The organism is Rhizobium sp. PAMB 3174 (genome assembly GCF_052908375.1).
In genome coordinates this window covers 3081815-3104330 of sequence record NZ_CM128608.1, presented here as the reverse complement: position 1 = coordinate 3104330, position 22516 = coordinate 3081815, and the positions used below count along the sequence as shown (strand labels likewise).

Sequence of the window (22516 nt, the reverse complement as noted above, 5' to 3'; positions counted from 1 at the left end):
GGTCCGAGTAGGGAGAGAGGGGTTTACTCGGCGGGAGGCATGTCCTTGATGTCGATGACGCCGTCCTTGTTGACGTCCATGCGGTCGAACATCTTGGTCATCGCGGCTTTCGCCTCTTCCTTGCTGACCTGACCGTTCTCGTCGGTGTCGGCCATGTGGATCAGCATCATGCCGCGCATCGGTCCGCCGAAGCGAGGGCCATGATCGTCGCGCGCCATTTTGCCGCGCGGTCCGTCGCCATCCCGGTCCATCCAGCGATGCCACGAGCCCGGACCGCGATCGCCATCACCGGGCGGTCCGCCCTGCGGGCCATTGCCCATGGCGTCTTCCTGCGGCGGCGGTCCGCCTTCCGGCTTGCCCTTGCCAGCGGGGGCGTTCTTGCCCTGCATCTGTTCTTTCATCATGCCGGGCTTCATGCCCTCGGGGCCAGGACCCTTGCCCATGCGGTCGGGGCGCGGATGATCCTTCATCCAGGCCTGGTGGTATTCACGTATTTCACCGGGCGTGATCGAGCCGTCCTTGTTGGCGTCGATCTCGGCGAATTTCTTCTCCTCGCCGGCGAGCGCTTCTTCCTTGCTGATCTTGCCGTCACCATTGGCGTCGAAAAGCTGCAGCATGCGGACATAGGCCTTTTCGGGCGAGGGGCCATGGCGGCCGCCGAACCCGTCGCCGAAGCCGCGGGCAGACACGGCTCCTGCTGACACGCCCGTAACCAGAACTGCGGCGGCTGCCGCAAGCGTAAGCATCTTGGTGTTCATGTTCATTCCTTTCCAGCGTCATTCACACTGAGAAAGGTAGGAACGGCCGCGTGCCTTCACCACTTAAACAACGGTAAGGTAGATGAAACTTTGGTAATGTGCTTGGTAATCTAAGTGATTGGCGTTATTTGCTTTTTGTTAGGAACTTTTCTGCCCGGAGACGATCGCGCGCAGGAAGCCGGCAAGATCGTCGGTCACGTAGTCGACATGGTCGCGCCCTTCTTCCGGACGCTCCCAGCTTTCCAGAAACGCCTCTTCGAGATTGCGCGGCACGAGCAGCACCGTGCGCATGCCGAGCGACTTCGGCACCGACAGGTTTCGCGGCAGGTCCTCGAACATCGCTGCGTGCGCCCCATCGATCCGGTTCAGGCTGGCGAACTTGTCATAGGTGCTGCCGGCCGGCTTCGGCACGTAGTCGGCCGCCACGATGTCGAAGATGTCATCGAAATGGTCAAGGATGCCGAGGGCCCGCGACACGGCTTCCGCATGCGCCGTGCTGCCATTGGTGAAGATGAACTTGCGGCCGGGCAGAGCCTTGATCGCGGCGCCGAGATTGGGGTCCGGCATCAGGATCGAGTAATCGATGGCATGCGCCCGTTGCAGGAAATCGTTCGGATCGACTTTGTGGTGGATCATCAGCCCCTGCAGCGTCGTGCCGTGCTCATGATAATAGCGCTTCTGGATCGTGCGGGCTTCCTCGGGCTCGAGCTGCAGGAGCTCGGAGACGAAGGCCGTCATGTTGCGGTCGATCTGCGCGAACAGATTGACGTGATGCGGGTAGAGCGTGTTGTCGAGATCGAAGACCCAGTCTTTGACGGAGTCGAAATCGGGCTTCTCGGGCAGGGATTTTCGCGTGTTCATGCCGGCTCTTATGGCAGACGCCGGGGCGCAAGGAAATGCCCCCGCCCGCCAAAGGGTCTGCTTTTCGCGACCCTGCGGCACCGATGGCGGAGATTGGCGGCGGCCGGGGGAGCTGCTATAGATCCATCATGTCGATATCGAAGCGAGACATGAGCGCCAAGGGCGCTGCCCTGATCCTGCAGGACCGCATGCGCCTGCCGGTGCGCTTCGTCGCGAGCCTCTCCGGCACCGCGCTCAGCCGACTTCGCTGATCTCTGCGGACCGCCAGACGGTCCGGACTATCGCGTCAGCCGGGATGTGCTTCCCGGACCTTCCGACATCGACAAGAGACCACCATGCCAGCCTGGATCGTCATCACCATCGCAGCCGCCTTCCTGCAGAACATTCGCTCGGCGCTGCAGAAACACCTCAAGGGCCGGATCGGCACGACCGGGGCGACCTTCGTGCGCTTCGGCTTCGGCGTGCCGTTCGCGCTGCTCTACCTCGCCGTTCTGGCCAGCCGGGAAGGCCATGTCCTGCCGGCGCTGAGCCCCGCCTTCGCGGGCTGGGCGCTGGTCGGCGCCTTTACCCAGATCGCCGCGCAGTTCCTGCTCGTCCACCTGTTTGCCTTTCGCAACTTTGCCGTCGGCACGGCCTATTCGCGAACCGAGCCCGCGCAGGCGGCGCTGTTCGCCCTCGTCTTCCTCGGCGAGACGGTGACCGCCAGCACGCTGCTCGCCATCGCCATCTCGGTTGCTGGCGTTATGCTGATCTCGGTCGCCCGCACGGCGCTTTCGGTCCGTTCGCTCCTGACCTCAGTCACCAGCCGGACCGCCCTGATCGGTCTCCTCTCCGGCACCTTCTTCGGCATTGCCGCCGTATCCTACCGCTCCGCTTCGCTGGCCCTCGGCCATACACTGCCGGCACCCGACTACGCCATGCAGGCAAGCGTCACGCTCGCCGTCGTCATCGTCGTCCAGACGGTGGCGATGCTTGGCTGGATGCTCTGGCGCGAGCCCGAGGAACTGGGACAGGTTATGAAAGCCTGGCGGCCGGCGATCCTCGTCGGCTTCGTCGGGGCGACGGCGTCCTTCGGCTGGTTTTCGGCGATGACCCTGCAGCAGGCGGCCGTCGTCAAGGCGCTCGCCCAGATCGAGATGCTGTTCACCTTTGCCTCGTCGGTCTTCATCTTCAAGGAGAAGATCAACGGCCTGGAAATTGCCGGCTGTCTGCTGATCGTTTTCGGCATCCTGGCGCTGCTGTTGTTTTGAGCGCGAAAGGCTGTCTTCGTACCCTTTCGAAGCCTGCCGGCCTTGACATCCAGCCGCCCCCCATCAATTGCTTGAATTATGAAGAAGCAGCCGCATCCCTATCTCCCGACGGAAGATCGCCGCCGTGCCATCGCCGAGGCCGCACGGGCGCTTATCGTCGAGAAGGGGTTCGAAGGGCTGCGCACCCGCGAGATTGCCGATCGGGTCGGCATCAACGTCGCCACGCTGCACTATCACGTCCCGACCAAGGAAGCGCTGATTGAGCTTCTGACCCAGTCCATGCTCGACGAATTCACCGCGCAGCACATGAGCAATCCGCGCGACGGCCTGTCGCCGCTCGAGCAGTTGAATCTCGAGTTTTCCGAATTCAAGGATACCGCGGTCAACAACCCGTCCCTGCTGCATGCGATGATCGAGTTGAAGCGCCGCTCCGAATACGATGACAAGGTCGCGCGCTACATCAACCCGATGAGCGCCGGCTGGCGCTGTCATTTCGCCACCATCCTGGAGGCGGGGATCGCCGACGGGAGCTTCCGGGCCGACATCGATGTCGATGCGGCGGCGCTGATCATCGTCGGCACGCTGGCCCTGCTTGCCGGCCGGCGGCAGCCGCTGGACGTGGCGATCTATGATCAGGTGACCACGGAGCTGGTGCGGTCGATCCGGGCGCAACCGGCAGCGACGCAGGCCGGCAATGGCTGACAGGACCTTTTCGCCGAGCGAACCCTATGCCTACCGCTGGGTCGCCATGACGATCCTGCTGATTTCGTCCTTCATGAATTTCATCGACGTCACCATCGTCAACGTCGCGCTGCCGAGCATGCAGAAGAGCCTTGGTGCGACGAGCGCCGGGATCGAATGGGTGGTGGCCGGCTATATCATGACCTTTGCGCTGGGCCTGATGCCGTTCGGCCGGCTCGGCGATGTGATCGGTCGCAAGCGCATCTTTATCGGCGGCGTCACCCTGTTCACGATCGCCTCGCTGCTGTGTGGCATCGCGCCGGGCATGGGACTGCTGATTGCTGCCCGCGTGCTGCAAGGCGTCGGTGGCGCGATGATGGTGCCGCAGGTCATCGCCATCGGCCAGGTCATGTTCCCGCCGCACGAGCGGGCCAAGGCCTTCGCGATGATCGGCCTCGTGGCGGGCCTGGCATCCGTCACCGGCCCGGTGCTAGGCGGTGCGCTGATCGCGGCGGACATCGCCGGCAGCGAATGGCGCCCGATTTTCCTCATCAACATTCCGATCGGCATCGCCGCCGTCTTCGCGGCACAGAAATACATTCCCGCCATCCCGGCCCATCCCGGCATGAAGAACGACGTGCCCGGCATCCTGATTGCCGCGGCCGCAATGTTCTGCGTGATCTTTCCCTTAATCGAGGGCAACGGCCTCGGCTGGCCGTGGTGGACGCTGGCAATGGTCGCCGCCGGGCTTGCCCTGTTCCTGGTGTTTTATGCCTGGGTCAACCGTCAGGAACAGCGCGGGCGCCCGCAGCTCCTGCCGGCGCATTTGATCCGCAACCGCAACTTCGCGATCGGCGCGCTGATCTCGCTGTTCTTTTTCTCAGCCGTTCCGGGCTTCTTCCTCGTCTTCGCAATCTACCTGCAGACCGGCCACGGGCTGACGCCGCTGCAGTCGGGCGTCACCACCATGCCGTTTCCGATCGGCGTTCTTGTGGCGTCGGTGTTTTCGGGTAGGGTCGGGTTTCGCTGGCACCGCGAGCGCATCGCCGCAGGCGTGATCGCGCTTTTCGCCGGCATTGCTCTCGTCCGCATCGTCGCTGACAATGCCGCGGAGGTCCTCAATCACTGGAATTTTGCGCCGGCGCTGGCACTTGCCGGCTTTGGCCTCGGACTGGCGATATCGTCGCTCTTCGAGACGATCCTCTCCGGCGTGCCGGACAAGGATGCGGGCTCAGGCTCCGGGTCGCTGCAGGCAATCCAGCAGGCCGGCGGCGCGTTCGGCGTCGCCGTCATCAGCAGTATTTTCTTCGCTGTGATCGGTGCGAGTTCCGCCGCCGGGGCAGCAACCCACGAGGCCTATACGAAGGGCCTCGAACTGGCGACGCTCTACAATCTCGGCTGCTACGTGCTGGTGGTCGGGATGGTGTTCCTCTTGAAGAAACCCGAACTTTCCGCCGCACGCCAGCAGCCGGTCATGGTCGACTGACGCCGGGACGGCGTCAGGGAACGATCAGCGTGCCCGCGCCACCTTCGGTGAAGATTTCCAGAAGGACGGAATGCGCGGTCTTGCCGTTCAGGATGACAACACCCTGGACGCCGGCATTGATGGCGTCGATGCAGGTTTCGACCTTGGGGATCATGCCGCCGGAAATCGTGCCATCCTTGATCAGCGCGCGTGCCTCGGAGACCGACAGTTCCTTGATCAGCTTGCCGTCCTTGTCGAGAACGCCCGGAACGTCTGTCAGGAAGAGGAGGCGGGTGGCGCGCAGCGCGCCGGCAATGGCGCCGGCAAAGGTATCGGCGTTGATGTTGTAGGTGTGGCCGTCACGGCCCGGGGCGACCGGAGCGATGACCGGGATCATCTCGGACTTGGCGAGCAGGTCGAGCAGCGTGCGGTCGACTTCCACGACGTCGCCGACGAAGCCGAGGTCGAGGATCCGCTCGATGTTGGAATCCGGATCGACGACCTTCTTCTGGGCCTTTTCGGCAAACACCATGTTGCCGTCCTTGCCGCAGAGGCCGATCGCCCATTCGCCCGTCTGGTTGATGAGCGCGACGATCTCCTTGTTGATCGAGCCGGCGAGAACCATCTCGACGATCTCGACGGTCTTCTCGTCGGTGACGCGAAGGCCGCCCTCGAATTTCGATTCGATGCCCATCTTGGTCAGCATCGCGCCGATCTGCGGTCCACCGCCATGCACGACGATCGGGTTGACGCCGGACTGCTTCAAAAGCGCGATATCGGCCGCGAAAGCCTTGCCGAGCTCGGCATCGCCCATGGCGTGACCGCCGTATTTCACGACGATCGTCTTGTTCTCGTAGCGCTGCATGAAGGGCAGCGCCTGCGCGAGAAGCCGGGCCTGGATTTCACTTTCCGATACGCTCATGGGGCTCTCCAGTAATCTGATCGCGGCCTTTTAACGTAAACTCCTATAGGTGTGAACAGCCAAAGCGCCGGGGACGAAGCATTTCGCCCGGATGTGTCGGACCCGTGGGGTCCGGTTGAGGCAAAGCCCGAAAGCGAGGAGGAATGACGGAAGAGGAAACCGGGACGCTGATCGGCCGCACGGCGATCGGCGACAGGGCCGCATTTCGAAGGCTTTACGACAGGACCGCTCCGAAACTTTTTGCGATCGCCCTGCGTATCTTGAAGGACAGGGCCGATGCGGAAGAGGCGCTGCAGGAGATTTACGTGAAGATCTGGCAACGCGCGGCACAGTTTTCCGATGCCCAGGGCACACCTGAAACCTGGCTTGCGGCAATTGCCCGCAACCAGGCGATCGACGTGATGCGCAAGCGCAAGCCGGTGGCGGACGAAATCGATACCGCGTATGATCTCCACGACGAGGCTCATAGCCCCGAGCAATGCGCGGTCATCGCCTCCGAAGGCAGGCGGATTGACACTTGCATGCAGGCGTTGGAACCTCAGAGGGCAAAGGCAGTGAGGAAGGCCTATGTGGAGGGGCTTTCCTACGAGGAGCTTGCCGGGGAATTCGAAGTGCCTATTAATACGATGAGGACCTGGCTGAGGAGAGGCCTCATCAGTTTGAGAGAGTGTCTGGAAAGATGACGTCGTCTGGTCGAAGCATGGGCGATCGTTCGCGCGATGAGGTGTTGGCGGGCGAGTATGTGCTGGGCGTGCTGTCCGCTTCGGACAGGCGCAAGGTGGAAGCGCGGATGCTGTCCGACCGCGAATTTGCGGCGATCGTGTTTCGCTGGACGCAGAATCTGGCCGGCATGAACGATGAATACGGCCTGCAGACGCCGCCGGCCGATCTCTATGCCGGCGTCGAGAAGCGGCTGTTCTCGCCCGATCTTGGCCGCAGGCAGGGTTTTTCGCTGCCGATCGCCGCAGTCTGGAATTCACTCGTCTTCTGGCGGCTCGCAGCCTTCGTCTTCTTCCTTGCCGCAGGCGCCTACGCCATTGTCGATTCCAACGTTTTCAGTGCGCCGCCGAAGTTGCTGGTCGCCGAGATGACCGGCGACAACAATCTGGCACTGCTGGCCAACTACAACGCTCGCGACGGTCATCTTAAGATCACCCCGGTCGCGGCCGGTGCCGAGGACAAGAAGTCGCTGGAGCTCTGGCTGATCAAGGGCGATGCAGCACCGGTCTCGCTCGGCGTGCTGCCGCAGAATGGTGGCGGCGAGGTGATCGTACCGGAGAGCATTCGCTCGACGATCGCCCCGGACGCGATCTTCGCCGTCAGCCTGGAACCGTTCGGCGGCTCGCCGACCGGCACGGCGACCGGCCCGGTCCTCGCGCTCGGCAAGCTCAAGAGCCTCTGATATCGGCGCCGTCGGAAACCTTTCCAAAAAAGATCCGGCGGCCTGAAACTTTCCTGAAGCACCTCCCGTACCTCTCTCTGTAACCCAAGCCGGACGGCATGACCGCACCGGCCACTCATAGAGGAGAATGAGATGCTCAAGGCCCTTCGTACCACCACCCTTTCCGCGCTTCTGATGGCTGCTGTTGCAGCGCCGGCATTTGCCGCGAACCCCGAAGTCGGCGGAGCGCCGATGTACGAAAACAAGAACATCGTCGAAAACGCCATCAACTCGAAGGATCACACCACGCTGGTCGCCGCGGTGAAGGCCGCCGGCCTGGTAGAAACGCTCTCCGGCGAGGGCCCGTTCACGGTCTTCGCGCCGACCAATGAAGCCTTTGACGCGCTGCCGGCCGGTACGGTCGACACGCTGCTGAAGCCGGAAAACAAGGACCAGCTGGTCAAGGTCCTGACCTGCCACGTCGTTGCTGCCGATGCCATGTCCACGGCCATCGAGAAGATGATCAAGGACGATGGCGGCGAGCATGACGTCAAGACGGTTGGCGGATGCGTGCTGAAGGCCAAGGAAGACATGGGCAAGCTGACGCTCACCGACGAAAACGGCAATGTCGCCAATGTGACGATCGCCGACGTCAAGCAGTCGAACGGCGTGATCCACGTGGTCGACCACGTTCTCCTGCCGAAGATGTAAACCCTCGTTCGTCTTCGAGTTCACACCGGGAGACGGCGCCGCCTGCTGATGAAGCAGGCGGCGTTTTTCATGCGTTGATGGTTTCGAGGATCGCCGTGCGCAGGTCGTCGAGGCCGCGGAACTTTTCCGACGAGGTGGCGACGATGCCCGGGAAGGCGGCCGGCCGCTTGCGGATCTTGGCTTCCGCATCGGCAATCACGCGCGGCACGCCGGCTTCCTTGATTTTGTCGGTCTTGGTCAGCACGATCTGGTAGGAAACGGCAGCCTTGTCGAGGAGCGACAGGACCTCCTCGTCGTTCTTCTTGATGCCGTGGCGGGCGTCGATCAGCACATAGACGCGCTTCAGTGTGGCGCGGCCACGCAGGTAGTCGAAGACGAGCTTCGTCCATGCGTCCACCTGTTCCTTCGGCGCCTGCGCGTAGCCGTAGCCCGGCATGTCGACGAGCGCCATCGGCGGCAGGTCGCCGGCCTCGCCCGAATAGCCGTCGGGAACGAAGTAGTTGAGTTCCTGGGTGCGGCCCGGGGTGTTCGATGTGCGCGCCAGACCCTTCTGGTTAATCAGCGCATTGATCAGCGACGACTTGCCGACATTGGACCGGCCCGCGAATGCGATTTCCGGCGGACCTTCCGGCGGCAGGAATTTCATCGACGGCACGCCGCGGATGAAGATCCACGGGCGCGCAAAAATGAGCGTGTCCGAAATTGGCGTTTCGCCGGTCATGCGGGTGTCCTGACTGCTGTTGTTGCCGCCTGCTTCCGGGTTTTGCCGGGTAAAGTCAAGTCTCGGGGGCTTGGCGGCCGGATTTACGGCATCGGCGGCGGTATCGGTCCCGGCGGGATGCGCCGGCCCTTGCGCTGCTCGCGCCATTCAAGCGTCAGGTGGAAGGCGAGGGCGACGATGATCAGTCCGCCGCCGATGAAGGTGTTGCGGCTCGGGATTTCGCCGTGCACGAGCGCGACCCAGAGCGGCGCCAGAACGGTCTCGAGCGTGGCGAGCAGGGTCGTCAGGGCGGGTGCAAGTCGGCGGGCGCCAGTGACGAAGAAGGCCATGCCGAGCGCCAGGTTGAAGCAGCCGAAAATCGCGATCAGCCCGTATTCGCGCGCGGGGATGAGGAAATAGCCTGCCGGGAAGGCGGCAACCGCGGTCGCGGCGATGAGGCCGAAGACGACGGCCGGCATCATGCGGATATGCGGATAGCGCCGGGTCATCAAGGCCGACGCGGCGAAGGCGACGGCGATGATGAAGGCGGCGGCGAGCCCGATCGCCGATCCGGGAGCGGAGAGCGAATCCCAGACCATCAGCGTGACGCCGAGAATGACGATGGCGATGGCCGCCCATGTCGTTGCGGAAATGCGCTGGCGGAAGATCAGCCAGCTGAACAGCGCCGTCATCAGCGGCACGGTGGCGAGGAACAACACCACCTTGGCGACCGTGGTGTAGTGCAGGGCCACCACATAGCCGATTGCCGTGACCCCAAGGCAGAGACCGGTGACGGCGCCGGGAATGCCCATGTCGCGGAATAGGCGAACGGTGCCGCGCGGACCGTCGCGCAGGATCAGAAAGGCAAACAGGAAAAGGGCGGCAAACAGGGAGCGCCAGAAAACGATCGTCCAGACATCCTCGACATGGATGAAGCGCGAGACGGTGCCGGCGAAGCTCCAGGCGACGGCGGCGCTGATGATGAGGACGATGCCGGTGACCTGTTCGTTCTCCGGCGTCGCGCCGGCGCCGGTCTGGATGGAATTGCTTGTCATATGGCCTCCCCGATGGCGCGACTATGCGCCAAATAGAGGGAAGTTTGGAGGCCGGCAAGCGACGTCCGCATGTCGCGGATCGTGACCACAAAAAAGAAGCCCCGGATCAGGTCCGGGGCTTCTTTGATCTCTTATTCGGCGGGCTTTGGCTTGCGCCGGAAGAGTGACTTCATGTTGTCGAACAGTTCGACCTTCACGCCGTGGCGGCGCATGATGATCGACTGCTGGATGATCGAGAGCGTGTTGTTCCAGGCCCAGTAGATGACGAGGCCGGCCGGGAAGCTGCCGAGCATGAAGGTGAACACGACCGGCATCCAGGTGAAGATCATCTTCTGTGCCGGATCCGGCGGCGTCGGGTTCATGCGCATCTGCAGGAACATGGTGATGCCCATGATGATCGGCCAGATGCCGAGATGCAGGGCGGTCGGAGCCTCGAACGGCAGAAGACCGAAGAGGTTGACGAAGGACGTCGGATCGGGAGCCGAAAGGTCCTGGATCCAGCCGAAGAACGGCGCATGACGCATCTCGATGGTGACGTAGATCACCTTGTAGAGGGAGAAGAACACCGGGATCTGCAGGAGAACCGGCCAGCAGCCGGCCACCGGGTTGATCTTCTCTTCCTTGTAGAGCTGCATCGTCGCCTGCTGCAGGCCCATGCGGTCGTCGCCGAACTTCTTCTTCAGCTCTTCCATCTTCGGCTGCATGCGCTTCATGTTGGCCATGGAAGCGTACTGCTTGGAGGCGAGCGGGAAGAACAGCGCCTTGACGACGATGGTCGTCATCAGGATGGCGACGCCGAAATTGCCGAAGAACTTGTAGAAGAAGTCCATGACGGCGAACATCGGCTTGGTGAGGAAGTAGAACCAGCCCCAGTCGATCAGCTTGTCGAACTTGGTGATGTGCAGGTTGTCGGCATAGGAGTTGACGACGGGCACTTCCTTGGCGCCGGCAAACACCATGTTGGTGACTTCGGTCGACTGGCCGGGCGCGATGGTGACGCCGTCATCCTTGTAGTCGGCCTGGAAGCGCGGCTCGCCGTCGGTGAAATGCGAGAAGCGGGAATCAAACGCGATCGTCTGCGGCGGCACGATGGCTGTCGCCCAGTACTTGTCGGTGATGCCGATCCAGCCGCCGGTCGCCTTCGGATTGACGTAGTTTTCCTTCTCGATGGCGGTGTACTTTTCCTCGACAAGGCTGCCATCGGTGCCGATGACGCCGAGGAAGCCTTCGTGCAGGACGTAGGTCGAGTGGTCGTCCGGCTTGTTGTTGCGGGTGATGCGGCCGTAGCCGGCGATCGAGACAGGTGCCGAACCGGCATTGTCGATCTTGTCCTTCACCGTGAACATGTAGTGGTCGTCGACCGAAATGGTGCGCAGGAAGGTGATCCCGGCGTCATTGGTGTAGGTCAGCTCGACGGGCGTGGTGGGGGTGAGCTTGTCGCCCTTGGAAAGCGTCCACTCGGTCGTCGGGCCGGGCATCTTGCCGGCGGCGCTGTCGGCGATGTAGCCGAGTTCGGCGAAATAGCCGTCCTTGGTATTGGCGGGGCTCAAGAGCGTGATGATCGGGCTGCTCTTGTCGACCGTCTCGTGGTAGCCCTTGAGCTCAAGGTCGTCGAGGCGGGCGCCGACGAGATTGATGGAGCCCTTGAGGTCCGGCGTGTCGATTTCGACGCGGGGCGCGGTGGTCAGAGCCGCTTCGCGGCTCAGCTTTTCGCTGCCTGCAGCGCCTGCGGGCAGGGCGCCGGCGACGGGCTTGTCCGTTCCGGCGGCCGGGGTGGCGTCGCTGGAGGCGGCTGCCTTCTGCTGTTCGGCAATCTGGGCCTGCTGGGCTTCCTGCGCGGCGCGCTGGGCTTCAAGCCGCGGGTTCATATAGAAAATCTGCCAGACGGCGATGATCGCCACCGACAGCACGATTGCCAACAGATAGTTGCGGTTTTTTTCCATCAGTCTTTCCCGGAGCGTGGCCCCTTGGTCCGTTTTTCCCCCGGCTTGCCACCGATGCGCGTTCGCAGGTGGTCGGCCAGCTCAATAAAGGGCGCGGAAAGCGCTTCCCGCCGCGCGACAATCACATAGTCGTGCCCGGGCTCCATTGCAAACCGTGCAGAAAGTCGCACGGCTTCCTTCAGACGCCGCCGCATGCGGTTGCGCTCCACGGCGTTGCCGTGCTTCTTGGTCACTGTGAAGCCGACGCGCGGCTCGTCATTATCCTTGCGGTCGAGCACTTCGAGCAGGACGTATTTGCCCTTGCGCTTCTCTCCGTTGCGAACAGCAAGAAACTGCGGCCGGCTTTTCAGCCGCCCGACAGTCATATCTTTCGTCTCAGACGTCATCGCCCGCTTGTTCCCGGGCACATCGGCTTTAGGCCGAAAGGCGCTTGCGGCCGCGGTTGCGACGTGCGCCGAGAACCAGACGACCACCCTTGGTGGCCATGCGGGCACGGAAGCCGTGGCGGCGCTTGCGGACAAGCTTGGACGGTTGGTAGGTACGCTTCACCATGTTATTTAATTACCGCGGAGTGCGGCCCTTCTTTGAGCTTTGCAATTTGCAAGGAGCGTTTGGTTTTTATTCGTACGGCAAAGCCCCGCCAAAAAGCGGCAAAAGGCCTCCGAACGTGCGCGGCTTATACGGACAGGTTTTCCGGAAGTCAATCGCCAAGCCGGCCGGAAACGGCCCGAAAGCCTTCGTTTCCGGCATTTGAGGCGGGGTTTTGCGATTCCAGCGACGTCCATTGCTGCCGTCGGAAATCGCGTTCACACAGATGTATGCGAAATGGGAGAAGATGTCATTGGCTTGCCTGCGGCCTCCGGGTTAGCGTGCCGGCATGAACGAATCCGACATTCCCGCCAGCGCGACCGACGAAACACCGCCGACGGCACCCATGGCCAGACGACGGTCGCCTGCAAGGTACGGCCCCTTGCTGGTCATCATCGCGTGCCTCGCCGCATTCTATCTGTCCGGAGCCTACCGCTATGTCAGCTTCGACGAGCTCGTGGCCTACCGGAGCGACATGAAGGCACTTGTGGCCGCGCACCCGGTGACCTCCGTCGCGCTGTATTTCCTGGTCTATGCAACACTGGTGGCCGTGTCCTTTCCGTCGGCTGCCATCTTGACGGTGGTTGCCGGCTTCCTGTTCGGCTTTGCCGTCGCCGTGCCGCTTGCCGTGCTGGCGGCGACGACGGGCGCGAGCCTTCTGTTTCTCGCGGCGCGCTACGCCTTCGGGGACCTGCTGCGCCGCAGGGCCGGCCCGGCCGTTCGCCATCTGGCCGACGGCATCAGGCGGGAAGCCTTCGCCTATCTGCTTGTCCTGCGCCTGGCGCCGATCTTCCCCTTCTTCGCCGTCACCATCGCGCCGGCCTTCCTCGATATCAGTCTCAAGACCTTCGCCCTGGCGACGTTGATCGGCATCATCCCTGGCACCGCCATCTACGCCTGGCTCGGAACGGGCTTCGATGAGGTGCTGGCGAAAGCGGCCGCGAGCGGCCATGCGCCATCACTGTCCGACTTCCTGACCCCGCAAATCACCCTGGCGCTTGCCGGTCTGGCGATATTTGCCGCCATACCGATTGTATTGCATCGCATAAAGGGTGAGAAAACGGCCTGAGCATCGATGCGGATGGATTGGAGAAAGTTCGGGGCATGGCGGCACACATGAAGACGGATGTCTGCGTGATCGGGGCAGGGGCGGGCGGATTGTCCGTGGCGGTGGCCGCCGCCGCGTTCGGCGCTTCCGTGGTGCTTGTCGAGAAGGGCAGGATGGGCGGCGACTGCCTGAACTACGGCTGCGTCCCCTCCAAGGCCCTGCTGGCCGCGGCCCGCAGGGCGGCGACCGTCCGCGACGGCGGCTTCGGTGTTGCCGGCGAAGAGCCGGTGGTCGATTACGGCAAGGTCCGCGAGCATGTCCGCGAGACGATCGCCGCCATCGCGCCGAACGATTCTGTCGAACGCATGACGGCACTCGGCATAAGAGTGATCCGCGGAGAGGCAAAGTTCATCGACCGCAAGACGCTGCAGGTCGGCAGTGAGACGCTGCGCGCCCGTCGCTTTGTGATCGCGACGGGATCGACGCCCTTCGTGCCGTCGATTTCCGGCATCTTTTCCATCAATTTTCTGACCAACGAGACGCTCCTCAATCTCTCCTACCTGCCGGCGCACCTGCTGGTCATCGGCGGCGGTCCGGTGGGCGTCGAAATGGCCCAGGCCTATCGCCGCCTCGGCTCGGCCGTCACGCTGATCGAAAGCGGGTCGATCCTGGCGAAGGAAGACCCGGAGCTGACGGCTGTCGTCCGCGCGCGGCTGAAAGCGGAAGGCATCGTCATCCATGAGGCGACTTCGGCAACGGGCGTCGAGAAGGTGCCGGGTGGCGTCAGGCTCTCCTGCATGGCGAAGGGCGGTGCGTTCCACGTCGAGGGCAGCAACCTGCTGGTGGCCGCCGGCCGCACGCCGTCGCTGCAATCGCTCGACCTGCAGGCGGCCGGTGTAAGAACGACCCGCGGCAAGGTTCGCAAATCCGCCGGCTACCGCACGTCCAACCGGCGCATCTATGTCGTCGGCGATGCGGCGGGCGGCATGCAGTTCACCCACGCCGCCGGCCATCATGCCGAAACGGTCGTCCGCCAGATACTCTTCCGGCTTCCCGCCAGGGTGCGCGAGGAGATAATTCCGCGCGTAACCTTCACCGATCCGGAACTGGCGCATGTGGGGCTCGGCGAGGTGGCGGCGGCGAAGCGTTATGGCAGGATTCACGTGCTCCGATGGCCCTACAGCGAGAACGACCGGGCGCAGGCGGAAGGGCGGACCGAGGGGCTGATCAAGATCGTGGCGCGGCGCGACGGCACCATCCTCGGCGCGTCGATCGTCGGGGCGGAAGCCGGCGAAATGATCAACATGTGGTCGCTGGCGCTCGCCCGCGGATTGAAGGTCAAGGACATGGCGTCTTTCGTCTCTCCCTATCCGACCTTCTCCGAGATTGGAAAACGGGCCGCCATCACCTATTATCAGCCGCTGACGCGCAAGCCGCTGATCCGGCGCATTGTGCGCCTGCTGGCGCGGTTCGGCTGAGAAAGAAATGAGCGACACCACACCCCAGACGCCCGTGCCGCGGATGCCGGGACTGATGACGGGATTGTCCGGCAAGCTTCTGCTGCTGACGGTGGCCTTCGTGATGATGGCCGAAATCCTGATCTTCGTGCCGTCGGTCGCGAACATGCGGCTGAACTGGCTGCGCGACCGGCTGAACACGGCGGCTGCCGCCGGCGTGGTGATCGACAGCCTGCAGCCCGTGACATTGCCCCGTGCCGTTCAGGACGAAGCGCTGATGGCGACGGGCACCAAGGCGATCGTCCTGCGCAAGGACGGTGTGTCGAACCTGCTGGCGATTTCCGACATGCCGCCGAAGGTCGACAAGCAGTACGATCTCTCCGACGTCTCGGCCTTCGTGGCGATTCGCGACGCGCTCGACACGCTGATCTTCGGCGGCGGACGGATCATCCGCGCCTCGGGTCCGATCGGCGACAGTTCGATGATCATCGAGCTGATCCTCGAGGAGGATGCGCTGCGTTCCGCCATGTTCGTCTATTCGCGCAACGTGCTTCTTCTCTCGGTGCTGATCTCGCTGATCACCGCCACGCTGATCTTCTTCGCCATCAACCGCATCATGATCCGGCCGATCCGCCGACTGACGCGCAGCATGCAGATCTTTTCGGAAAACCCGGAGGATCCCAATCGCATCCTGCCGGCGGACCGCGGCCATGACGAACTGGCGCTCGCCGCCCACCATCTGTCTGAGATGGAGGTGCAGCTGCAGCGGACGCTGAAGCAGCAGCGTAATCTCGCCGACCTCGGCCTCGCCGTCTCCAAGATCAACCACGACATGCGCAACATTCTCGCCTCCGCGCAGCTGATGTCCGACCGTCTGGCTGATGTCGACGATCCGATGGTCAGGAGCTTTGCACAGAAGCTGCTGCGCAGTCTCGATCGGGCAGTCGGCTATTCCAATTCGGTTCTCTCCTTCGGCAAGGCGTCCGAGGCGGCGCCCAACCGCAAACGCTTCCTGCTGGCGGGTCTCGTCCAGGAAATCCGCGAGACGCTGGCGATCGATCCGGCAGGCGGCATCGAGTTCCTGGAACAGGTCGATCCCGAGCTGGAGGTCGATGCCGACAGCGACCAGCTCTACCGCGTGCTCTCCAATCTCTGCCGCAACGCCTATCAGGCGCTTTCCGGCTGCCGGGGCGAGGACGACGGCATGCTGGTCAAGGTCATCACCGTCTCGGCCAAGCGGATGGGCAGCGTCGTGACGATTTCGGTCGACGATACCGGCCCCGGCCTGCCGCAGAAGGCACGCGAAAACCTGTTCATGGCCTTCCGTGGTTCGGCCCGCTCGGGCGGCACCGGCCTCGGCCTGACGATCGCCCGCGAACTGGTGCTCGCCCATGGCGGCACGATCGCGCTTGTGGAAAAACCGGGCGCAGGCACGCTGTTCCGGATCGAGATCCCGGACCGCCCTGTCTCCATTGAGGATTACCGGGCCCGCACGGCGGGCGAAGCGGCGATAACCCGCAGCGGCGGCGAACCTTCGAAGACCCCTTGACCAACTTTTTCTCAAAATTGCTCTTGCATTCCCAAACCGGACGTTTTAGAGGATCGCCACGCAGCCGGTCACCGGCAATGCAACACGCACCCGTAGCTCAGCTGGATAGAGCACCAGACTACGAATCTGGGGGTCAGGAGTTCGAATCTCTTCGGGTGCGCCACTTCCCTTCACATACATTGCTTGCTTAAGGACTGCCGCACGCCGGTGCTTGACGCCCCAACGCGCACGTCTCTGTTCATTCGGCTCTAGCGCCGTTTTGTGTCATGCGCGTGTCACCGCGACGGATCGGTGAAGAGGCGGTCGGCGGTGAATTCTATGAAGGCCCGCAGTCGAGATGATATTTGCCGTCCAGACGACCACAAGATGGAGAACTGGCCCGGATCGATGAGAAAGCGGTCCAGAACGGTTACGAGTGATCCGTCCTTTAAGGCCTCTGCGGCAAGAAAATCCGGCATATAGGCGATACCAAGCCCCTCGATTGCCGCTGCACGCATGGCCTCCATGTTGTTGCAGGTCAGTACAGTGCGCGGACGGGGCGGCGATACCTCTCCGGCGAGGCCCCATTCCTGGAGCTTGCCTGTCGTCGGGAAGCGGAAGCGCAGCGCGTCGTGCATTGCAAGGTCGGCGGGTCGGGCAGGCGTGCCTTTCCGGTGCAGATATTGTGGAGCGGCACACAGGGTGAAGCGGAAAGGACCGAGCCGGCGCGACATAAGGCTGGAGTCCGCCAGTGGACCGCTGCGGATCGCGGCGTCGAAACCGCCTTCAACGAGGTCGATGAGCCGATCGTTGAAATCAAGCTCCAGTTCGATCTCGGGGTAACGGTCCAGAAACTCGGGCAAGGTTGGCAACAGAAAGCGATAGCCGATGGTCGGCAGGCTGATCCGCAGGATGCCACGCGGTGTGCCCACGCTGCGGGCGACCAGGGTCTCGGCGTCGCGAAGATCATCGAGAATGCTGCGGCATCGTTCGTGGAACAGCGAGCCCTCTTCGGTCAGCGACACGCGTCGGGTCGTGCGGTGAAACAGCCGCACACCGAGTGAAGCCTCAAGCCGCGCCACGCTTTTGCCGATTGCCGAAGGCGACAATCCGAGATCACGCCCTGCCTCCGCAAAGCTCAGACGATCGGCGGTGCGCACGAAGGCAGCGATGTCACCAAGACTTTCCAACGATGATTATATCCCAGCAGGAACTAATGAAGGGACACGCAAGCATATTATCGCTGATTGAGCAATAAGGGATAGTGCCGACCGGGTGCGGAGGAGTTGCCGCATGACCGACCGCTTTGCCTGGAGATGCACGATGACCGATACCTCGCACGTCAAGAATGGAAGCCCGCTGGTTCTCGGCGCGGTTTGCCTTGCCGCACTGACGCTTCCGCTCAGCTTTTCCGCCGGAGCGGTCGCAACACCGGCGATTGCCCGTGATATCGGCGGCAGCGCGGCGGCTCTGACATGGATCACCAACGCTTTCATGCTGACGTTCGGCAGCCTGCTGATGGCTGCCGGAACGCTTGCCGACCGCTACGGCCGCAAGCGCGTCTTCACGATCGGCATGGCGACGTTTACGGCCTTTTCGCTTGCTCTGGGTTGGGTACCCTCGGTGTGGCTGATGGACCTGCTTCGCGCCGGACAGGGTGTTGGGGCGGCAGCGGCCCTGGCCGGTGGCAGCGCCGCGCTGGCGCAGGAATTTGAGGGTCAGGTGCGCACGCGCGCCTTCAGCCTGCTTGGTGCCACTTTCGGTGTCGGGCTCGCATTCGGACCTGTCCTGACAGGGTTCATGATAGAGACCGTCGGCTGGCGTGCGGTCTTTCTGACCTGCACGATTGTTGGAGCCGCCGCGCTCGTGCTCGGGCCACCGCGGATGCGCGAGACCCGCGATCCCGATGCGCGCAGCCTCGACTGGCCCGGAGCCATCAGCTTCACCACTTCACTCACCATATTCACCGTGGCGATGATCGAGTCGTCGACCATCGGCTGGCGAAGCCCGGCAATGCTTGCGCTTGGTGCCGCGTTCATAGTGTCCTTGCTGGCCTTCGTTTTCGTCGAACTGCGGACCGCGCGGCCGATGCTCGATCTGTCGTTGTTCCGCTATCACCGCTTCGTCGGCGTCCAGCTTCTGCCGATTGCCACTTGCGCCTGCTTCGTTGTCCTGCTGGTCCTCATGCCCCTGCGCTTCATCGGCATTGAGGGGCGGAGCGAGGTGGAGACCGGCTTGCTGATGCTGTCGCTTTCGGCGCCGATGCTCGTGGTGCCGATCGTCGCGGGAATGCTGGCAAGACATGTCTCGCCTGGCGCACTCTCCGGTATTGGCCTGCTGGCCGCGGCGGGTGGCCTCGTCTGGCTGGGAACCGTGGAGGTGGGGGCCGGCCTATCCGCCATCGGGCCGATGTTGCTCATCGGCGTGGGTAGCGGTCTGCCCTGGGGGCTGATGGATGGCTTGTCCGTGAGCGTCGTGCCGAAGGAGCGGGCCGGGATGGCGACGGGCATCTTCGGGACGGTGCGCGTGGCGGGCGAAGGCGTCGCCCTGGCGGTCGTCAGCGCGACGCTTGGCGGAATGATCGCAGCCACCCTTCACCATGACGCGGGCATGTCCGCACTGTTTTCGGCGCAAGCTGGCCAGCGACTCGCGGTTGGCGATGCGGCCGGCGCTTCGGCGATCTCTCCGCAACTCGACGGTGCGGTACTGATTCAGGCCTATCAGTCTGCTTTTGCGACGTTGTCATGGGTGTTGGCCGGCATCACGACGCTGAGCGCCGTTGCAGTCTTCATGCTGTTGACGCAACGAGAGGGGGCCGATGCCGCTGGAGCGGCGGTCAAGCGCTAAGGGCTTCGAAAGCAGAAACCCGGGAGACGCCTGGGAAGGGCGTGGCGGAGGGATGGGGATATTTTCACCTTGCGCGCAAGGTCTGTCTGCTGATCGCCGGGTTGGATCAACCGGTGTCGGCGCTGCCCCGGCCTGCAACCCCCTCAAGCCGCGCCACCAGTTTCTCCCCCGCCTCATTCATCTCCCCGCTGTTGTCGATGACGAAGGTCGGGAAGTCGGAAAGTGCCGTGACCGGCTGGCGGGCGAGGCGTTGGCGGATGTCTTCGGCCGATTCGCGGCCGCGGGCGGCGAGGCGCGCGGCGAGCACGTCGACGGAGGCGGTGATCATGATGACGTCCAGTGCCGCGTAGACCTCGCGAAACAACGGCAGGGCGGAGCGCGAGCCGTTGGCGATCAGGATGCGGCCTGCGGCCATGTCGGCGAGCGTGTCGGCGGGGAGCCCGTAGGACAGTCCGTGGGCGTTCCAGGCAAGCGCGAAACCGCCGTCCTGCTTCTGTCGTTCGAAAGCCTGCTCCGAAAGTTCGATATGGTCTTCGCCGCCGGCTTCGGTCGGACGGGTGATGAAGCGGCGGACGAAGCGGAAGCGGTCGCTGCCGGCAAGGCGCGTGAGGGCAAAGTTGATCAGCGTGTCCTTGCCGGCGCCGCTCGGGCCGACGATCGCGACCATCCTGCCTGTCGCGGCCCGCATCAGGCGATACGCTCGCCGTTTCGCCACACGCTACGCACGATCGGAACGCCGTCGGCGACGCGCACGCGCACGAGATCGGCCCGCAGGCCTTCGGTAATTCGGCCGCGATCGGCAAGGCCGACCGAGCGCGCAGGCGTCGCCGTGACCATGGCGATCGCCTCCGGCAGGCTGACGCCGGAGACCTGCTCGGCCAGCACGAAGGGCGCATGGATCAGGCTGTAGGGCACGTAGTCGGACGAGATCACGTCGAGCGTCTTGCGCGCGGCGAGATCGCGGGCGGCGATGTTGCCGGAATGGGACTTGCCGCGCACGATGTTCGGCGCGCCCATGAGGACGCTCAGGCCCGCCTTGTGCGAGGCATCGGCCGCCGCCAGGCTGGTCGGGAATTCCGCAAGCCGCACGCCGAGCGCGATGGCTTCCTCGACATGAGCCTCCGTCGCATCGTCATGCGAGGCGAGCGTGATGCCGCGCCCGCGGGCGGCTTCCGCGATCGTGGTGCGGTGCCGGTCGGAATAGGTGGCGGACGCGGCCTGCCGGCGCGCGACATAGGCGTCGAACTCCTCGTCCGAGAGGCCGCGCATGGTCTTATAATAGAGTGTGAACTGCTCCATCGTCTGGAACTGCCGCTGGCCGGGCGCATGATCCATAAGTGAGGCCAGGCGAACGATGTCGACGTCACCGAACGTGTCGAACTGTTCAAGGACGTCGTGCGAGGAGACTTCGCAGCGCAGATGGATGAAATGATCGGCCTTCAGCCGCCCGTCGGCGCGCGCACTCATCAGGGCGCCGGCCATGTCGCGCATGGCATTGTCGGCAAAGCGGCCATCCTCGTCGGAACCGAGGCGGAGACAGTCGAAGACGGTGGTGATGCCGCAGCTGGCGATCTGGCCGTCATAGGACTGGATCGCCGCGAGCTTCGGCCAGTGGACGGCGGGGCGGGGCGTGTGGTGCGTTTCCAGGTGGTCGGTGTGCAGTTCGACGAGACCGGGAATGAGATAATCGCCGTCGAGATCCTCACCGGAAGACACACTTCCTTCGTCGACCGAGACGATCCGTCCGTCGCGGATGACGACCGTGCCGGAGAGGATGCGGTCCTCCAGAACGATGCGGCCGTTGGTGAATGTGCTTTCCGCTGCCATGTCAGGCAATCCTCCCGTTGTCGGTGTCGCCAAGTGTGGCCAGTCGCAGCACCGTGAAGGGCGCGCCGCGCTCGGGCTCGGCAAAAAGGGCCAGATGACCGACCCGCATCGGCTGCCCGGCAAAGGGAGCGAAGGTGGCGTCCAGCATCTGCCGCATGGCCGGCCGCTCGGCCTCCGGCACCGCACCGGTCAGCGTCATGTGAAAGCGGAACTCGTCGAAGACGTAGGGGTAACCCCATTCGGCCAAATAGGTCCGCTGGCGCTCGTTCAGCCGTTCCGGGTTGCGCCGGGCAATATCGGCCTCGGAAAGCGGGGCGCGCAGCGGCTCGAAGGCTTCGACGCAGGCGCGGGCGAGCGCGGAAATGCCGTCTCCCGCATTGGCGGCGGGAACGAGCGCGAAGAACGGCCCGAGTGCGCCGACGACCATCTTCGGAATGGTGAAGGCCGGGTAGTCGCGCACGAACGCATCGAAGGCAGCGAAGAGATCGGCCTCGCTGCGGCCGGCCTTCAGGTGAAACGGCGCCTTCAGCGTGCCGTGGAAGCCGTAGCGGCGAGGCTCGGCGGTCAGGGCGGCGAGATCGAGGCCCGCAGCAGACGGTGGATTGAGAGCGGCGCCGACGAAGGCATTCCGGCCAAGCCAGGCCGCCGCCGTTTCCGTCAGCGGATCATCTGCCGGCGGCGTGAAGAACACGGCATAGCGCAAGGGTCCGCTCCTCTTCGGTCTGGGGGATGCAATCAGGGCTGGCGAATCTCGCTCCAGCATATAGCCGTGGATCGGGCATTCAATATGACGGCCACGCAAAAAGCGGCTGCGGAAAAGGGTCCGAAAAATGAAAGGCCCGCGAACCTGGGCAGGTCGCGGGCCTCAATGTCAGTCAGGGATGATCGGTTCGATCAGTCCTTGGCGCGCTCCACGTAAGAGCCGTCTTCGGTCAGCACGACGATGCGTGTGCCGGCGGTGATGTGTGGCGGGACGCTGGAGCGTACGCCGTTCGAAAGCATAGCCGGCTTGTAGGACGAGGACGCCGTCTGGCCCTTGACGACCGGCTCGGTTTCCATGACTTCGAGCGTGACATGACGCGGCAGATCGATGGCGATGGCATTGCCTTCATGGATGGAGAGCATAACTTCCATGCTTTCCTGCAGGTAGGCCTGGGAATCGCCGATGGTTTCCGGATCCATGACGACCTGGTCGTAGGTTTCCGGGTTCATGAAGTGGAAGCCTTCGCCGTCGGAATAGAGGAAGGTGAACTTGGCGTCCTCGACATGGGCGCGCTCGACCTGCTCGGTGGTCTTCCAGCGCTCGGAAACCTTCGTGCCGTCGGAGATGCGGCGCATGTCCACCTGGGTCACCGGCGTGCCCTTGCCGGGGTGAAAATTCTGTGCAGTGAGAACGACATAGAGCCTGCCGTCGACGTCCACCACATTGCCCTTGCGGAGCGAAGAGGCGATAACCTTTGCCATGAGTCTTCCTTGTTTCTGCTGCAAATGAGT

The 22516-nt window shown here is 63.5% G+C and carries 24 protein-coding genes and 1 tRNA gene; 12 read left to right on the top strand and 13 right to left on the bottom strand.

The window, feature by feature from the left end:
- Nucleotides 1-23: 23 nt before the first annotated feature.
- Together ACU5AY_RS14900 and ACU5AY_RS14895 are read right to left on the bottom strand one after the other, a co-directional pair.
- Complete coding sequence (locus tag ACU5AY_RS14900) at nt 24-758, bottom strand: calcium-binding protein (protein ID WP_446826796.1); 735 nt, start codon at nt 756-758, stop codon at nt 24-26.
- A gap of 138 nt (nt 759-896) precedes the next feature.
- Nucleotides 897-1619, bottom strand: coding sequence for a pyrimidine 5'-nucleotidase (locus ACU5AY_RS14895; RefSeq protein WP_446826795.1), 723 nt, complete (start codon nt 1617-1619; stop codon nt 897-899).
- Between the two features lie 128 nt (nt 1620-1747).
- Here ACU5AY_RS14895 and ACU5AY_RS14890 point away from each other — a divergent pair, with 128 nt between their 5' ends.
- The 4 genes from ACU5AY_RS14890 (at nt 1748) to ACU5AY_RS14875 (ending at nt 5036) form a co-directional block, all read left to right on the top strand.
- Nucleotides 1748-1870, top strand: coding sequence for a hypothetical protein (locus ACU5AY_RS14890; RefSeq protein WP_446826794.1), 123 nt, complete (start codon nt 1748-1750; stop codon nt 1868-1870).
- An 84-nt stretch (nt 1871-1954) separates the two neighbouring features.
- Nucleotides 1955-2869, top strand: coding sequence for an EamA family transporter (locus tag ACU5AY_RS14885; RefSeq protein ID WP_446826793.1), 915 nt, complete (start codon nt 1955-1957; stop codon nt 2867-2869).
- Between the two features lie 78 nt (nt 2870-2947).
- The gene (locus ACU5AY_RS14880) at nt 2948-3571 is read left to right on the top strand and encodes a TetR/AcrR family transcriptional regulator (protein WP_446826792.1); all 624 of its coding nucleotides are present in this window, start codon (nt 2948-2950) and stop codon (nt 3569-3571) included.
- Nucleotides 3564-5036, top strand: a complete 1473-nt coding sequence (locus ACU5AY_RS14875; protein WP_446826791.1) for an MFS transporter — start codon at nt 3564-3566, stop codon at nt 5034-5036. Before ACU5AY_RS14880 ends, ACU5AY_RS14875 begins: the two co-directional genes overlap by 8 nt.
- 13 nt (nt 5037-5049) lie before the next feature.
- On the opposite strand, the gene argB is transcribed toward ACU5AY_RS14875, so the two are convergent.
- The gene (argB, locus tag ACU5AY_RS14870) at nt 5050-5937 is read right to left on the bottom strand and encodes an acetylglutamate kinase (protein WP_446826790.1); all 888 of its coding nucleotides are present in this window, start codon (nt 5935-5937) and stop codon (nt 5050-5052) included.
- Between the two features lie 143 nt (nt 5938-6080).
- Here argB and ACU5AY_RS14865 point away from each other — a divergent pair, with 143 nt between their 5' ends.
- The 3 genes from ACU5AY_RS14865 to ACU5AY_RS14855 all read left to right on the top strand — a co-directional run bounded on the left by ACU5AY_RS14865 (nt 6081) and on the right by ACU5AY_RS14855 (nt 8029).
- Nucleotides 6081-6620 carry a sigma-70 family RNA polymerase sigma factor gene (locus ACU5AY_RS14865; RefSeq protein ID WP_446826789.1) on the top strand — a complete coding sequence of 180 codons (540 nt, stop codon included), beginning with the start codon at nt 6081-6083 and terminating at the stop codon, nt 6618-6620.
- The gene (locus ACU5AY_RS14860; RefSeq protein ID WP_446825473.1) at nt 6617-7339 is read left to right on the top strand and encodes an anti-sigma factor; all 723 of its coding nucleotides are present in this window, start codon (nt 6617-6619) and stop codon (nt 7337-7339) included. The genes ACU5AY_RS14865 and ACU5AY_RS14860 overlap by 4 nt, the downstream gene beginning before the upstream one ends.
- Before the next feature lie 132 nt (nt 7340-7471).
- A complete protein-coding gene (locus ACU5AY_RS14855) occupies nt 7472-8029 on the top strand; it encodes a fasciclin domain-containing protein (protein WP_446826788.1) in 558 nt (185 codons plus the stop codon).
- Nucleotides 8030-8096: 67 nt separating this feature from the next.
- On the opposite strand, the gene yihA is transcribed toward ACU5AY_RS14855, so the two are convergent.
- From yihA to rpmH, 5 genes are all read right to left on the bottom strand, one after another.
- Nucleotides 8097-8750: a ribosome biogenesis GTP-binding protein YihA/YsxC gene (yihA, locus tag ACU5AY_RS14850; RefSeq protein ID WP_446825471.1), complete on the bottom strand. Its 654-nt coding sequence runs from the start codon at nt 8748-8750 to the stop codon at nt 8097-8099.
- Between the two features lie 83 nt (nt 8751-8833).
- On the bottom strand, nt 8834-9784 hold the full coding sequence (locus tag ACU5AY_RS14845; RefSeq protein ID WP_446826787.1) for a DMT family transporter: 951 nt from the start codon (nt 9782-9784) through the stop codon (nt 8834-8836).
- Between the two features lie 131 nt (nt 9785-9915).
- On the bottom strand, nt 9916-11727 hold the full coding sequence (gene yidC / locus ACU5AY_RS14840) for a membrane protein insertase YidC (RefSeq protein WP_446826786.1): 1812 nt from the start codon (nt 11725-11727) through the stop codon (nt 9916-9918).
- Nucleotides 11727-12113 (bottom strand): ribonuclease P protein component, encoded by a 387-nt coding sequence (gene rnpA / locus ACU5AY_RS14835; protein WP_446825468.1) that lies wholly within the window; start codon nt 12111-12113, stop codon nt 11727-11729. The genes yidC and rnpA overlap by 1 nt, the downstream gene beginning before the upstream one ends.
- A gap of 28 nt (nt 12114-12141) precedes the next feature.
- The gene (rpmH, locus tag ACU5AY_RS14830; protein ID WP_261932001.1) at nt 12142-12276 is read right to left on the bottom strand and encodes a 50S ribosomal protein L34; all 135 of its coding nucleotides are present in this window, start codon (nt 12274-12276) and stop codon (nt 12142-12144) included.
- 328 nt (nt 12277-12604) lie between these two features.
- Here rpmH and ACU5AY_RS14825 point away from each other — a divergent pair, with 328 nt between their 5' ends.
- From ACU5AY_RS14825 to ACU5AY_RS14810, 4 genes are all read left to right on the top strand, one after another.
- A complete protein-coding gene (locus ACU5AY_RS14825; RefSeq protein ID WP_446826785.1) occupies nt 12605-13384 on the top strand; it encodes a TVP38/TMEM64 family protein in 780 nt (259 codons plus the stop codon).
- 35 nt (nt 13385-13419) lie between these two features.
- Nucleotides 13420-14841, top strand: coding sequence for a dihydrolipoyl dehydrogenase family protein (locus ACU5AY_RS14820; RefSeq protein ID WP_446826784.1), 1422 nt, complete (start codon nt 13420-13422; stop codon nt 14839-14841).
- Nucleotides 14842-14848: 7 nt separating this feature from the next.
- Complete coding sequence (locus ACU5AY_RS14815) at nt 14849-16369, top strand: ATP-binding protein (protein WP_446826783.1); 1521 nt, start codon at nt 14849-14851, stop codon at nt 16367-16369.
- 86 nt (nt 16370-16455) lie between these two features.
- A tRNA-Arg gene (locus ACU5AY_RS14810) sits at nt 16456-16532 on the top strand.
- A 112-nt stretch (nt 16533-16644) separates the two neighbouring features.
- On the opposite strand, the gene ACU5AY_RS14805 is transcribed toward ACU5AY_RS14810, so the two are convergent.
- Nucleotides 16645-17538, bottom strand: coding sequence for a LysR family transcriptional regulator (locus ACU5AY_RS14805; protein ID WP_446826782.1), 894 nt, complete (start codon nt 17536-17538; stop codon nt 16645-16647).
- Nucleotides 17539-17641: 103 nt separating this feature from the next.
- Between ACU5AY_RS14805 and ACU5AY_RS14800 the strand changes: the two genes are divergently transcribed.
- The gene (locus ACU5AY_RS14800; protein WP_446826781.1) at nt 17642-19195 is read left to right on the top strand and encodes an MFS transporter; all 1554 of its coding nucleotides are present in this window, start codon (nt 17642-17644) and stop codon (nt 19193-19195) included.
- Between the two features lie 106 nt (nt 19196-19301).
- Here the strand turns inward: ACU5AY_RS14800 and phnN are convergent, their stop codons facing one another.
- The 4 genes from phnN to efp all read right to left on the bottom strand — a co-directional run bounded on the left by phnN (nt 19302) and on the right by efp (nt 22486).
- Nucleotides 19302-19883, bottom strand: coding sequence for a phosphonate metabolism protein/1,5-bisphosphokinase (PRPP-forming) PhnN (gene phnN, locus ACU5AY_RS14795; protein WP_446826780.1), 582 nt, complete (start codon nt 19881-19883; stop codon nt 19302-19304).
- Entirely contained in the window at nt 19883-21022 is a 1140-nt protein-coding gene (locus ACU5AY_RS14790) for an alpha-D-ribose 1-methylphosphonate 5-triphosphate diphosphatase (RefSeq protein ID WP_446826779.1), read from the bottom strand. The genes phnN and ACU5AY_RS14790 overlap by 1 nt, the downstream gene beginning before the upstream one ends.
- Before the next feature lies 1 nt (nt 21023).
- Nucleotides 21024-21725 carry a DUF1045 domain-containing protein gene (locus ACU5AY_RS14785; protein WP_446826778.1) on the bottom strand — a complete coding sequence of 234 codons (702 nt, stop codon included), beginning with the start codon at nt 21723-21725 and terminating at the stop codon, nt 21024-21026.
- Nucleotides 21726-21916: 191 nt separating this feature from the next.
- A complete protein-coding gene (gene efp, locus ACU5AY_RS14780; protein WP_446825458.1) occupies nt 21917-22486 on the bottom strand; it encodes an elongation factor P in 570 nt (189 codons plus the stop codon).
- Nucleotides 22487-22516: the final 30 nt, after the last annotated feature.

Excerpts from the sequence above, each read along its gene's own strand:
- ACU5AY_RS14900 (WP_446826796.1), bottom strand. The coding sequence starts at position 758 with ATGAACACCAAGATGCTTACGCTTGCGGCAGCCGCCGCAGTTCTGGTT.
- ACU5AY_RS14895 (WP_446826795.1), bottom strand. The coding sequence starts at position 1,619 with ATGAACACGCGAAAATCCCTGCCCGAGAAGCCCGATTTCGACTCCGTC.
- ACU5AY_RS14890 (WP_446826794.1), top strand. The coding sequence starts at position 1,748 with ATGTCGATATCGAAGCGAGACATGAGCGCCAAGGGCGCTGCCCTGATC.
- ACU5AY_RS14885 (WP_446826793.1), top strand. The coding sequence starts at position 1,955 with ATGCCAGCCTGGATCGTCATCACCATCGCAGCCGCCTTCCTGCAGAAC.
- ACU5AY_RS14880 (WP_446826792.1), top strand. The coding sequence starts at position 2,948 with ATGAAGAAGCAGCCGCATCCCTATCTCCCGACGGAAGATCGCCGCCGT.
- ACU5AY_RS14875 (WP_446826791.1), top strand. The coding sequence starts at position 3,564 with ATGGCTGACAGGACCTTTTCGCCGAGCGAACCCTATGCCTACCGCTGG.
- argB (WP_446826790.1), bottom strand. The coding sequence starts at position 5,937 with ATGAGCGTATCGGAAAGTGAAATCCAGGCCCGGCTTCTCGCGCAGGCG.
- ACU5AY_RS14865 (WP_446826789.1), top strand. The coding sequence starts at position 6,081 with ATGACGGAAGAGGAAACCGGGACGCTGATCGGCCGCACGGCGATCGGC.
- ACU5AY_RS14860 (WP_446825473.1), top strand. The coding sequence starts at position 6,617 with ATGACGTCGTCTGGTCGAAGCATGGGCGATCGTTCGCGCGATGAGGTG.
- ACU5AY_RS14855 (WP_446826788.1), top strand. The coding sequence starts at position 7,472 with ATGCTCAAGGCCCTTCGTACCACCACCCTTTCCGCGCTTCTGATGGCT.
- yihA (WP_446825471.1), bottom strand. The coding sequence starts at position 8,750 with ATGACCGGCGAAACGCCAATTTCGGACACGCTCATTTTTGCGCGCCCG.
- ACU5AY_RS14845 (WP_446826787.1), bottom strand. The coding sequence starts at position 9,784 with ATGACAAGCAATTCCATCCAGACCGGCGCCGGCGCGACGCCGGAGAAC.
- yidC (WP_446826786.1), bottom strand. The coding sequence starts at position 11,727 with ATGGAAAAAAACCGCAACTATCTGTTGGCAATCGTGCTGTCGGTGGCG.
- rnpA (WP_446825468.1), bottom strand. The coding sequence starts at position 12,113 with ATGACGTCTGAGACGAAAGATATGACTGTCGGGCGGCTGAAAAGCCGG.
- ACU5AY_RS14825 (WP_446826785.1), top strand. The coding sequence starts at position 12,605 with ATGAACGAATCCGACATTCCCGCCAGCGCGACCGACGAAACACCGCCG.
- ACU5AY_RS14820 (WP_446826784.1), top strand. The coding sequence starts at position 13,420 with ATGGCGGCACACATGAAGACGGATGTCTGCGTGATCGGGGCAGGGGCG.
- ACU5AY_RS14815 (WP_446826783.1), top strand. The coding sequence starts at position 14,849 with ATGAGCGACACCACACCCCAGACGCCCGTGCCGCGGATGCCGGGACTG.
- ACU5AY_RS14800 (WP_446826781.1), top strand. The coding sequence starts at position 17,642 with ATGACCGACCGCTTTGCCTGGAGATGCACGATGACCGATACCTCGCAC.
- phnN (WP_446826780.1), bottom strand. The coding sequence starts at position 19,883 with ATGCGGGCCGCGACAGGCAGGATGGTCGCGATCGTCGGCCCGAGCGGC.
- ACU5AY_RS14790 (WP_446826779.1), bottom strand. The coding sequence starts at position 21,022 with ATGGCAGCGGAAAGCACATTCACCAACGGCCGCATCGTTCTGGAGGAC.
- efp (WP_446825458.1), bottom strand. The coding sequence starts at position 22,486 with ATGGCAAAGGTTATCGCCTCTTCGCTCCGCAAGGGCAATGTGGTGGAC.